This is a genomic window from uncultured Thiodictyon sp. (genome assembly GCF_903828115.1).
Taxonomy (GTDB): domain Bacteria; phylum Pseudomonadota; class Gammaproteobacteria; order Chromatiales; family Chromatiaceae; genus Thiodictyon.
In genome coordinates, this window is sequence record NZ_CAIKKU010000747.1 from 1 (window position 1) to 11,527 (window position 11,527).

Here is an 11,527-nt window from a genome sequence, read left to right on the forward strand (position 1 = left end):
GCCCAAGTTGACTACAAGACCCAACTGTCAGAAGGTGCGCGCGGCGCACCCTACGGGCCCCGCAGACCACGCGCGGCCATGGGTAAGGTGCGCACGGCGCACCCTACGGGCCCCGCAGACCGCACGCGGCCACGGCGCGGTGCGCGCGGCGGCACCCTACTCCAGTTGCGCCAGGTCCCGCACCGCCCCCCGCGCCGCGCTGGTGGTCAGCGCGGCATAGGCGCGCAGCGCCGCTGAGACCTCGCGCTGGCGATGGGCCGGCCGCCAGGCGTCCCGGCCGCGGGCGTCCATGGCCTCGCGGCGCGCTTCCAGGACCGCGGGGGCGACCAGCAGCGCGATGCGCCGGTTGGGGATGTCGATCTCGATGCGGTCGCCCTCCTCCACCAGCCCGATCAGTCCGCCCTCGGCCGCCTCCGGCGAGACGTGGCCGATGGAGAGCCCGGAGGTGCCGCCGGAGAAGCGCCCGTCGGTGACCAGGGCGCAGGCCTTGCCCAGCCCCTTGGACTTGAGATAGCTGGTGGGATAGAGCATCTCCTGCATCCCCGGACCGCCCTTGGGGCCCTCGTAGCGGATCAGCACCACCTCGCCCGGCAGGATCCGGTCCGCCAGGATCGCCGCCACCGCCGACTCCTGGCTCTCGCAGACCCGCGCCGGCCCGCTGAAGGTCAGGTTGGCGGCGTCGACCCCGGCGGTCTTGACGATGCACCCGTGCTCCGCGAGATTGCCGTAGAGCACGGCGAGTCCGCCGTCCAGTGAATAGGCGTGCGCCAGGTCGCGGATGCAGCCGTCTGCCCGGTCGAGATCCAGGTCCGGCCAACGGCTCGACTGACTGAAGGCGACCTGGGTCGGGACGCCGCCGGGGGCGGCCAGATAGCGGGTGCGCGCCGCGTCGGCCGCCGTGTCGCGGGCGATGTCCCAGGCGTCCAGGGCGTCACCCAGCGAGCGCGCATAGACCGTGGGGCAATCGCGGTGGAGCAATCCGGCCCGGTCCAGTTCACCCAGGATACCGATGACCCCGCCCGCGCGGTGTACATCCTCCATGTGGTACTTCTGGGTGGAGGGGGCGACCTTGCACAGGTTCGGCACCCGGCGGCTCAAGGCGTCCATGTCCGCCATGCTGAAGTCCACCCGCGCCTCGTGGGCCGCCGCCAACAGGTGCAGCACGGTGTTGGTGGAGCCGCCCATGGCGATGTCCAGGCTCATGGCGTTCTCGAAGGCCTCGAAGCTCGCAATGGCCCGCGGCAGGACGGCGGCGTCCTCCTGCTCATACCAGCGCCGCGCCAGGTCGACCACGAGGCGCCCGGCCTCCAGAAACAACTGCTCCCGGTCGGCATGGGTGGCGAGCAGGGTGCCGTTGCCGGGCAGGCTGAGCCCTAAGGCCTCGGTGAGACAGTTCATGGAGTTGGCGGTGAACATCCCGGAGCAGGAGCCGCAGGTCGGGCAGGCCGAGCGCTCGATCGCCGCCACGTCGGCGTCACTCTCGCGGGCGTCGGCGGCCGTGACCATGGCGTCCACCAGGTCGAGTTTGAGGTCACCCTTGCCCGCCAGGTGCACCTTGCCGGCCTCCATCGGGCCGCCGGAGACGAACACCGTGGGGATGTTGAGCCGCAGCGCCGCCATCAGCATCCCGGGGGTGATCTTGTCGCAATTGGAGATACACACCAGCGCGTCGGCGCAGTGGGCATTGACCATGTATTCCACCGAGTCGGCGATGATGTCGCGCGACGGGAGCGAATAGAGCATGCCGCCGTGGCCCATGGCGATGCCGTCGTCGATGGCGATGGTGTTGAATTCCTTGGCGACACCGCCGGCACGCTCGATCTCGCGCGCGACCAATTGGCCCAGATCCTTCAGATGCACATGACCGGGGACGAACTGGGTGAATGAATTGGCCACCGCGATGATGGGCTTGTCGAAGTCACCGTCGGTCATGCCGGTGGCGCGCCACAGGGCGCGGGCGCCGGCCATGTTGCGGCCGTGGGTGGTGGTGCGGGAACGATACTGGGGCATGGTGGTCTCTCGCTGGTCGGTGCCGCCGCGCGCGGTCGTCGTCTGCGCTGACCCTGGGCAAGCGCCGCCGGGGTCGGTCCTTACCGATTGAACCGCGAACGAAAGCAGCGGACTATACACCAGATGCCTCAGGGGCAGCGCCCCACCCACCGCCGGAGAACGCCGCGATGAAACACCAGTCCCGGCTGCCGACCGCCCTGCTGTTCGTGGGGGCCGCGGGCCTCTGCGCCGCGGCCGGCGGCAACTTCACCGACGACGACTGGCCGCGCGGGCGCGGCGACCGGCACGCGGCGTCGGACGCGGCGGGGCCCGGGCACTGGGTGCCGGCGCTCCAGGGTCCGCCGCCCGCACCCGCCGCGCGCCAGACCGGCCGGATCAGGCCCGCCGACCTGGTCCGGGTCCAGGTCTTCCAGGTGGATGAACTGTCGAGCGAGGAGCGGGTCGACGCCGACGGCCGCATCCTCCTGCCGCTGCTCGGGCCGGTGGCCGTCGCCGGCCTGACCCCCCGGGAGGCGGCGGCGCGCATCGCCGCCATCCTGCGCAAGGACTATCTGCAAGACCCGCGGGTTGACGTGGACCTGAAGGAGTCTGCGAACCAACAGGTGACGGTGTTGGGGTCGGTCAAGCGTTCCGGGGTCTTCCCGCTCCAGGGTGAAACCAGCCTGCTGCAGGCGATCGCCCTGGCCCAGGGGTTCGATCCGCTCGCCAAGCAGAGCGGCGTGCTGCTGTTCCGCGCGGACGCCGCCGGTCGCCCGGTCGCCTATGTGGTGGATGCCGCGGCCGTGCAGCGCGGCGAGTTGCGTGACCCGGTGCTGGTCGGCGGCGACCGGGTGGTGGTCCCGGAGTCGGGCGGCGCCGTGCTCCTGAAGGGGGCGACCGATACCCTGCGCGCCTTGTTGCGTATCCCGTTCTAAGTAACGAGTCAAGAACAAGTCAAACACACACGCAATCGTTGTCGTTGTCGTTGTCGTTGTCGTTGTCGTAATCGTAGAAGCGATGCACTTTGGGGTGCGGGAGAATCCAGGGCGCTACGATACCTCGATTACGACAACGACAACGACAACGACGCGACGACCATTCCCTAGTGGACTTATTTAACTTATTAGTGAACCGTTACTTGACCAGAGTCAGTTTTCGCCTATGACCATCCCCTCCCCCCCCGGCGAACCGCCGACAGCGCAGACCAGGGCCTTGACGCCCATTGGCGGCCGGCGCGGTTTACCCCGGCGGGTCGGCGGCGGGCCGGTCTGGGTGGGGCAGGCGCCGCGGCCGCGCCTGGAGCGCACTGCTCCGGCGCCGCTGGTCACTCGGCATCGTCTGCCTGATCGCACTGGCCGCGGCACTCATTGCCAGTCTCCTGACGACCCCGCTCTACCGCGCTTCGGTGTTGCTCCAGATCGAGCCTGACCCGGGTCCGCGGCAGGGGTCCGGGCAGGATACCGGGCCGACCCCGACCGCCGCCGCGGCGCCGGCGGACGCACCCGACACCAAGGACTTCTACGCGACCCAATACGCCTTGCTGCGCAGCCGCACCCTGGCGCGCCGGGTGATCGACCAACTGGGCCTCACCCGGTCGCCGGCCCTGACCCCGGCGGCGCGACTGCCCTGGAGCGCCGCTATGAGGCCTCCGCCCCGGCCCGCGCCTTCCTCGACGAACGGCTGCGCGCGGCCCAGGCGACGCTCGCGGACGCCGAGCGGCGCCTGGCCGCCTACGCCGACGCGCACGGAATCATCGACCTGGACGGCCAGCGCACGCTGCTCCTGGAGCGGCTCAAGGCCCTGGGCCGGCAGGAGACCGCAGCCTTCGCCGCCCAACTCGCCGCACAGACCGAGGCCCGGCAGGCCGGCGCGGACGCTGCGGCAACGGACAGCCCGGTCATCCAGCGGCTCCAGGAGCGCAAGGCCGAACTCACCGCCGACTACCAGGAGCAACTCAAGGTCTTCAAGCCCGGCTACCCGAAGATGCAGCAGTTGCGCCGGGCGCTCGCCGAACTGGAGCGCCGGCTCAGGCAGGAGGGGACGGCCATCGGCAGGGCCGCCCGGGCGGGGGCCGCGGCGCGCGCCCACCAGGAGGCGCGGCTGGCCGAGCGCGGCGACGCGGTGCGCGCCCAACTGCGCGACCTCCAGGTGCTTGGCAGCGGGTATCGGGTCCTTGAGCGCGAGGTCGCCGACCACCAGGAACGCCATGACGCACTGCTCGCGCGGGTGAAGGCGCTCGCATCCGCGGCCGGTCCCGGGACCAACCCCATCGCCATCGTCGATCGCGCCCAGGTCCCCCGGGCGCCCTACCGGCCGGACCTGGGGAAGAACCTCAGCCTTGCACTCGCCCTGGGTCTGCTCGGCGGGGTCGCACTGGCCCTGGTGCGCGAATCACGCGATGACCGGCTGCGCACCGCGCACGAGGTACAGCGGCACACCGGCGTGCCGGTGCTGGCCCTGATACCCCAGGTCGGGCGGGGGCGTGCGGCCCGAGCGGACGCCGGGCCGGCCCTGCTGACCTGGCGCGACCCCGCCAGCCCGCTCGCCGAGGCCTTTCGCACCCTGCGCACCGCGCTCGTCTTCGCCACCCCGGCCGGCGCACCGCGCGTCATGCACTTCGCGAGCGCCGCCCCGCACGAGGGCAAGAGCAGCGCCGCCTGCGCCACCGCCATCGCCTTCGCCGCGGCCGGCAGCCGGGTGCTGTTGATCGATGCCGACCTGCGCCGCCCCTGCCTGCACCAGGTCTTCGGCCTGTCCAACGCGGTCGGGCTCAGCGACGGCCTGACGGGGACCGCGGCGCCGCTAACCCAGGCGACCGCGGTCGCCGGGCTGCGCGTCCTGACCAGCGGCCCCCCGCCGACCCAGCCGGTCGAGCGGCTGGCCGGCGCCCGGATGGGCGATTTGATCGCGGACCTGGGCGGGCAGTTCGATCACCTGATCCTGGACGGACCGCCGGTCATGGGCCTGGCCGACGCCCTCGTCCTGGCCCACCTGGCCGATGCAACCCTGCTGGTCGTCACCGCCGGCCGGACCCGCGCCGGGGCCTTGGCGGAAACGGCACAGCGCCTGCGCAGCGCCGACGCGAACCTTCTCGGGACCCTCCTGATCACGCCTGACGACGGGGTGTCCCGGTACGGCTACGGCGCCGCGGCCCCGGACACCGGGCGCGACGCGGTGCCCCACCGCCAGGCCCTGCCCCCGCGCCGACCGGGCTAGGACCGGTCGATGGAACCCGCACCCTGCCGTCGGCGCGCTCCCGCCGCCCGCGCCGGGCGCAGACCCGGCAGCGGCCTTGCGAAGGCCCTGTGGATGGGCGCCGCCCTGGTGTCGATCGCGGTGCTGGCACTCGCCCTGGGCCGGGGGCGGGAAACCCTGCGGGTCGGCGGGCACATCGACCTCGACCGCCGCACCACCCCTCCGCCCATCTACCGCGACCCGATACCACCGCCGCCGATCGCGACTGGGCCGGGGCCGGCCGTGTCGGGCCGGCATCCTGGCACCGGGCGGGCGCCGGACGCCCTTTCAGACCTGCCCCCGGGGCGCAGGGCGGCGCCAATCCCGACCGCGGCACAGCGCCCGGACCCTGCCCCCGCCCGGCCGACCGACACCGACCGGGGCCAGCGGCCGGCGGCGCCCGCCGCCGCTGAGGCCCTGGACCCGGAGGCCGTCATCGCACGCTTCCAGCGCCACTTCGCCGCCGGCGACCTGCCGGGCCTCCTGCTGCTGCTGACCGACGACGCACGCATCGGCCGCCTTACGGATGACAACTCCACCGACGCGGGGGCAGACCTTTTCGCCGCCACCCTCAAGCGGGCGTTCCGACTCACGCCCCTGCGACTGCGGCCCGACGGCCGCGACCGTTATCTCGCCGACGGCGACCTGCAGGGTACCAACGGTCGCCCGGCCGCGCGGCAGGCCGGCGCGCTGCGACTGGAATTGACCCGACAAGCGGCGGGCTATCGGATCTCTGCCCTGCTATATCGCATTGAGTCGACTCCGAATCCCTGATCTGGATCTATACTTGGCGACTGATCAGCCCCGCCTCAGCCTCGCCCAAGCGGGCCGTGCCTGGGCCTTCGATGCCCCGGCCGCCGGCTTCAAGCTGGGCATGGAAGCCTGGCGCATCCGCCTCGCCCACCTCTTCGATCCCATGATGGCGGTCCACACGTCCAACGTGGAGCCCCTGCCGCACCAGATTACCGCGGTCTACGAGTCCATGCTTCCGCGCCAACCGCTGCGCTACGTGCTCGCGGACGACCCCGGCGCCGGCAAGACCATCATGGCCGGGCTCTTCATCCGCGAACTGCTGATGCGCGCCGACGCCCGGCGCGTGCTGATCGTCGCCCCCGGCAGCCTGTCGGAGCAGTGGCAGGACGAGCTCTACGAGAAATTCGGCGTCGAGTTCGCCATCTTCACCCGCGAGCTGGACCAGGCCGCCCGCGTCAACGCCTTCGAGGAAAACGACCTGCTGATTGCCCGTCTGGACCAACTTTCCCGCAGCGAGGCACTGCAAGACAAGCTCCGGCACAGCGAGTGGGACCTGATCGTGGTGGACGAGGCGCACAAGCTCTCGGCCAGCTATTTCGGCAACAAGGTCAACAAGACCAAGCGGTTCCTGCTCGGCGAGCTACTGGGCGGAATCTGCCGCCATTACCTCCTGATGACCGCCACCCCCCACAACGGCAAGGAAGCGGATTTCCGGATTTGGCTGTCCTTGCTGGACGCCGACCGCTTCTACGGCAAGTTCCGCGCGGGTGCCGCAAAAATCGACGTGTCCGACATGATGCGGCGCATGGTCAAGGAAGACCTGCTCAAGTTCGACGGCACCAGGCTCTTCCCCGAGCGCCGCGCCTATACGGTCAACTACACCCTCTCGGGACTGGAAGACGCCCTGTACACGGCCGTCACCGACTATGTCCGCAACGAGATGAACCGCGCGGATAACCTGGACGGCAAGCGCAAGAACACCGTCGGCTTCGCCCTGACCCTGCTGCAGCGCCGGCTCGCCTCCAGCCCCGAGGCGATCTACCAATCGCTCAAGCGCCGCCGCCAGAAGCTCGAAGCGCGCCTGCGTGAGGAGCAGATCAACCAGCACGGCAGCCACGTCGCCGAAACCCTGGGCACCTATAACGTCAAGGACGTCCCGGAGGACATCCTCGACGCCGACGACGAACTGACCGGCGGGGAGTACGAAGCCTGGGCCGAGGACGTGCTCGACCAGGCGACCACCGCGCGCACCATCGACGAGCTCAAGATCGAGATCGGTACCCTGACCTGGCTCGAAGCCCAGGCGAAGGGCGTGGTCCACTCCGGCCAGGACCGCAAGTGGGATGAACTCTCCCGCCTCTTGCAACACCTGATGTTCCCTGGGAGCGCGGGCGTCCCGCCCGCTGGCGGGCAGGATGCCCGCGCTCCCAAACTCATCCGCTATGGCGAGAGCCCCGCGACCAAGGCCCGGCTGAACCAGGTCATCGAGGGGGCGCTCGACACCGACCACCTGCGCGACATCATCGGGCGCAACGCCCTGGTCGAGCAGACCATGCGCATGGAAGACCTCTACACCATCAGGGCCGAGATGGACCAGGCCGAGGCCCGCAAGCTCCAGCCCTATTTCATCCGCGCCTTCTTCAGCGAAGCCTTCCAGGCCCTGGGCGGCGAACTGCGCCCGCGCGAGCCCGGCCGCTTCGAGATCCGGCACGTCCCCGCCGTGATCCGCACCCGTGACCGCGTGATCGGCGAGACCCGCACCCCGGTGCTCAAGGGGTATGAGCGCATCTGCTTCGAGAAGGACCGCATCCGCGCCGACGGCAAGCCGATGGCGAGCCTGGTCCATCCGGCCCACCCCCTGATGCACGCCGTCACCGACCTGGTGCTGGAGTCCCACCGCGGCAAACTCAAGCAGGGCGCCGTCCTGCTCGACCCCAGCGACGAGGGCACCGCGCCGCGGGTCCTCTTCATGATCGAGCACACCGTCCGCGAGGCCGCCGGCGATCCCCCGCGCACCGTCTCGCGTCGACTTCAGTTCATCGCCATCGCCCCGGACCGGACCGCCACCTTCGCCGGCTGGGCGCCCCACCTGGACCTGGTGCCGCTGGAGGATGCCGACCGGGGGTGCGTGCAGGACATTCTGAACGCCCCCTGGATCGCCAGTCCGGACCAGGGTGGCCTGGAGCAAACCGCCCTGGCCCATGCCATCGCCCGCCTGGTGCCGGAGCACTACCAAGAGGTCCGGGCGCGCCGTGAGCGCCAGGTAGACAAGATTCTGGGTGCCGTCAACGAACGTCTGGTCAAGGAGATCAGCTACTGGTTGGACCGCTACATCAAGCTCAGCGACGACGTGGCCGCAGGCAAGCAACCCCAGGTCCAGCCGAAGATGGCCCGGCGCCGGGTCGAGGAACTGACCGCCCGCCTGGAGAGCCGCAAGAAGGAGCTGGCCGACCAGCGCCATGTCGTCTCCGCCACTCCGGTGGTCATCGGCGGGGCACTCGTCATCCCCCAGGGCCTGTTGGATCAGCGCCTTGGGAGCGCGGGCGTCCCGCCCGCGGACGCGCAGGCGCGCGCCCGGATCGAACGGATCGCCATGCAGGCCGTCACGGACGCCGAGCGCGCCCTGGGCCATACCGTCTTTGATGTCTCCGTCGAGAAATGCGGCTGGGACCTGACTGCCCGCCCGCCGATGAAGGACGGCAAGTTGCCCGCGGACCGCCACATCAAGGTCAAAGGCCGCGTCAAGGGCGCCGACACCGTCACCATCAGCCGCAACGAGATCCTCTACGGGCTCAACCAGGCGGACAAGTTCATCCTCGCCATCGTGATCGTGGATGGGGACGACTACGAGGGGCCGCACTACATCCGCAATCCCTTCCGTCAGGAGCCGGATTTCGGCGTCGCCAGCATCAACTATGGCCTTGCCGACCTTCTGTCATGGGCGTCCGGCCCAGAGTCGATTGCCTGACAGAGCGAAGGTGCGCCATCGACCAAGAGGTGAAGAATCCTCAAACCACTCGACCCAACCGCGCTTCGGTGCTATTTTCGGCGGGAATTGTCAAGAATTGCCGTTACGTGGTTCGCCAATGCTAATCGAGATGGCTGTCGCCAACTTTCGCTCCATCCGGGACGAGCAACGCCTGAGCCTGGTCGCTGGGCCGGGCAAGGAGCTTGCCGCGACGAACACCTTCGACGCCGCAACCGTGGAGGCAGCCAGGCCCTTCACGCTCCTGCGGTCCGCGGCGATCTACGGCCCCAATGCTGCCGGCAAGTCCAACCTTCTAAAGGCGTTCGGCACGATGCGCCGCATCGTCTTGACTTCGGCAACTGAGTTCAAACAATTGCCGGTGGTTCCTTTTAGATTTGACTCGCAAACAATTGCGCAGCCGAGTATGTTTGAAGTCGTCCTTCTTATCGATGGTGTGCGCTACCAATATGGGTTCCGGGCGACCGCGGAACGCATCCTTGGAGAATGGCTGTTTGCCTTTCCGAAGGGCCGTTCACAGCGCTGGTTCGAGCGATCACTTGCCGAGCACTCGGGCGAAAAGAGTTTCCAGTTCGGCGACAAGCTCATCGGGGACAAAGAGGTCTGGCGACGCGCGACGCGCTCCAATGCGCTATTGCTATCGACCGCCGTACAGTTGAACAGCCAGCAGTTGAAGCCTTTGTTTGACTGGTTCCATAATACTTTGGAGTTCTCCGGCATTCATTTGTCGGGACTCTTGACATCTCTTGATTGCTATTTGGAGGGCCACAACTCGCGTGTCATCGAATTTCTGCGGGCTGCCGATTTCGCCATAACAACGGTGCGCATCGACGAATCAAGCTTCGCTTCTTCGCTTGATGCCATGCGGTCCGGGGAGCCGCTGAAGCACCCTGACCTCCGGCACTGGACGCTCTATGTCGGTCACAGGTCCGGCAACCAGCAAACGGTCGAGTTGGAGCTGAGCGATGAGTCCGAAGGAACGCAAAAGATGTTCGCCCTCGCCGGGCCGGCAATGGAGGCGCTGAGCGGAGGACATGTGCTGTTTGTCGATGAGCTGCACGACAATCTCCACCCGCTGCTCGTTCGGTACCTGGTGGGTTTATTCCATTCACCGGAAACCAATCCGAAAGGAGCGCAACTGATATTCACCACTCACGAGACCGCCATCCTGAGTCAAGACGTCTTTCGGCGAGATCAAATCTGGTTCTGCGAACGCGACCCGGAACAGGCCACCAGACTTTTCCCCTTGACCGACTTTAATCCACGTAAGGGATTGGAAAATCTTGAGCGATCTTATCTCGCTGGTCGCTATGGAGCCGTGCCCTATCTAAAGCGACTGTCCGACACGTTTGCGGCCTAGCATGTCAGTACGCCAACCAAGACAAGCCGCTGATCTGAAGCGCCGGGGGCCACAGCGCGAGCCTTATGATCGCGTGCTGATCGTCTGCGAGGGTGAAAAGACCGAGCCCATCTACTTCTCCGAGCTGAAAGACCATTACAAGCTCAGCAACGCCAACATCGCCGTGACACCGGCGAGCGGGACTGATCCGTTGTCCATCGTGCGTACCGCGCAGAAGCGTCAAGCGGAAGAAAAGAAGCATGGCGAACATTACGATCGGATCTATTGCGTCTTCGACCGGGATCGACACTACAATTTCCCGGCCGCATGCGATAAGATCGACCGGTCGACACTGCGCGCTGCCCGCTCCTGGCCCTGTTTCGAGTATTGGCTGCTACTCCATTTTGGATATACGCGCAGTCCATTTACCGAGGGTGGCAACAACAGTCCATGCGATAATTGCATCAAGGCCCTCAAGCAGGCAGATACGATGCGCGACTACCAAAAAGGCACGGTCGGCGTGTTCGGTCAACTCCTGGAGCGCCTTGATGCGGCCAAACGCAACGCCAGACAAGCCCGGAGTGATGCGCTCGAAACCGGAGAGGATAACCCATCGACCGAGGTCCATGATCTGGTCCATTACCTTCAGCACCTAAAGGACCCCGCTTGAACATCAAAGCCCCCAAGAAGCTCATCGAAGTCGCCCTGCCGCTGGACGACATCAACGTCGCTTCGGTGCGAGAGAAATCCATCCGCCACGGGCATCCGAGCACCCTGCACCTGTGGTGGGCGCGCCGGCCCCTGGCCACGGCGCGGGCGGTGTTGTTCGCCCAACTGGTCAACGACCCGGGCGGCGAACGCGGCTGGTACACGGGCAAGACCAAGGCGCAGGCGGATGAGGAGCGGGAGCGGCTGTTCGACATCATCCGGGATCTGGTGAAGTGGGAGAACACCAACAACGAGACGGTATTGGAGCGCGCCCGCGAGGCCATCCGTGCCTCTTGGCGGGAGACCTGCGCGTTGAACAAGGGCAAGCCGGGCTTCGACCCGGAGAAGCTCCCCGCCTTCCATGACCCCTTCGCGGGCGGCGGCTCCATCCCGCTGGAGGCCTTGATCATAATCCCGGCCAGCGGCGTGCGTAGTCAGGGCTTCCAGCCCTGACGGTGTCAGGCCAAGATGGCCTGACTACGCACCCGGCGAGCCCAAGCGGCCGGAATCTTGATCGA

At 67.9% G+C, this 11,527-nt stretch carries 9 protein-coding genes; 8 read left to right on the forward strand and 1 reads right to left on the reverse strand.

The features are described 5' to 3' along the window. Positions 1-156: 156 nt before the first annotated feature. The gene (ilvD, locus tag QZY48_RS27555) at positions 157-2,010 is read right to left on the reverse strand and encodes a dihydroxy-acid dehydratase (protein WP_295436808.1); all 1,854 of its coding nucleotides are present in this window, start codon (positions 2,008-2,010) and stop codon (positions 157-159) included. A gap of 167 nt (positions 2,011-2,177) precedes the next feature. Here ilvD and QZY48_RS27560 point away from each other — a divergent pair, with 167 nt between their 5' ends. The 8 genes from QZY48_RS27560 to QZY48_RS27595 all read left to right on the forward strand — a co-directional run bounded on the left by QZY48_RS27560 (position 2,178) and on the right by QZY48_RS27595 (position 11,462). Then, the gene (locus QZY48_RS27560) at positions 2,178-2,924 is read left to right on the forward strand and encodes a polysaccharide biosynthesis/export family protein (RefSeq protein WP_295436809.1); all 747 of its coding nucleotides are present in this window, start codon (positions 2,178-2,180) and stop codon (positions 2,922-2,924) included. 287 nt (positions 2,925-3,211) lie between these two features. Next, the gene (locus tag QZY48_RS35090) at positions 3,212-4,219 is read left to right on the forward strand and encodes a Wzz/FepE/Etk N-terminal domain-containing protein (RefSeq protein ID WP_366929797.1); all 1,008 of its coding nucleotides are present in this window, start codon (positions 3,212-3,214) and stop codon (positions 4,217-4,219) included. Further along, complete coding sequence (locus QZY48_RS27570) at positions 4,138-5,205, forward strand: CpsD/CapB family tyrosine-protein kinase (RefSeq protein WP_366929798.1); 1,068 nt, start codon at positions 4,138-4,140, stop codon at positions 5,203-5,205. Before QZY48_RS35090 ends, QZY48_RS27570 begins: the two co-directional genes overlap by 82 nt. Positions 5,206-5,214: 9 nt before the next feature. Further along, complete coding sequence (locus QZY48_RS27575; RefSeq protein WP_295436812.1) at positions 5,215-5,997, forward strand: hypothetical protein; 783 nt, start codon at positions 5,215-5,217, stop codon at positions 5,995-5,997. Positions 5,998-6,010: 13 nt separating this feature from the next. Then, a complete protein-coding gene (locus QZY48_RS27580; protein ID WP_295436813.1) occupies positions 6,011-8,944 on the forward strand; it encodes a DUF3883 domain-containing protein in 2,934 nt (977 codons plus the stop codon). A gap of 130 nt (positions 8,945-9,074) precedes the next feature. Then, positions 9,075-10,322, forward strand: coding sequence for an ATP/GTP-binding protein (locus tag QZY48_RS27585; protein ID WP_295436814.1), 1,248 nt, complete (start codon positions 9,075-9,077; stop codon positions 10,320-10,322). A gap of 1 nt (position 10,323) precedes the next feature. After that, positions 10,324-10,971, forward strand: coding sequence for an RloB family protein (locus tag QZY48_RS27590; protein WP_295436816.1), 648 nt, complete (start codon positions 10,324-10,326; stop codon positions 10,969-10,971). Beyond that, positions 10,968-11,462 carry a DUF1156 domain-containing protein gene (locus tag QZY48_RS27595; protein WP_295436817.1) on the forward strand — a complete coding sequence of 165 codons (495 nt, stop codon included), beginning with the start codon at positions 10,968-10,970 and terminating at the stop codon, positions 11,460-11,462. Before QZY48_RS27590 ends, QZY48_RS27595 begins: the two co-directional genes overlap by 4 nt. Positions 11,463-11,527 lie beyond the last annotated feature (65 nt).

Excerpts from the sequence above, each read along its gene's own strand:
- QZY48_RS27575 (WP_295436812.1), top strand. The coding sequence starts at position 5,215 with ATGGAACCCGCACCCTGCCGTCGGCGCGCTCCCGCCGCCCGCGCCGGG.
- QZY48_RS27560 (WP_295436809.1), top strand. The coding sequence starts at position 2,178 with ATGAAACACCAGTCCCGGCTGCCGACCGCCCTGCTGTTCGTGGGGGCC.
- ilvD (WP_295436808.1), bottom strand. The coding sequence starts at position 2,010 with ATGCCCCAGTATCGTTCCCGCACCACCACCCACGGCCGCAACATGGCC.
- QZY48_RS27590 (WP_295436816.1), top strand. The coding sequence starts at position 10,324 with ATGTCAGTACGCCAACCAAGACAAGCCGCTGATCTGAAGCGCCGGGGG.
- QZY48_RS27585 (WP_295436814.1), top strand. The coding sequence starts at position 9,075 with ATGGCTGTCGCCAACTTTCGCTCCATCCGGGACGAGCAACGCCTGAGC.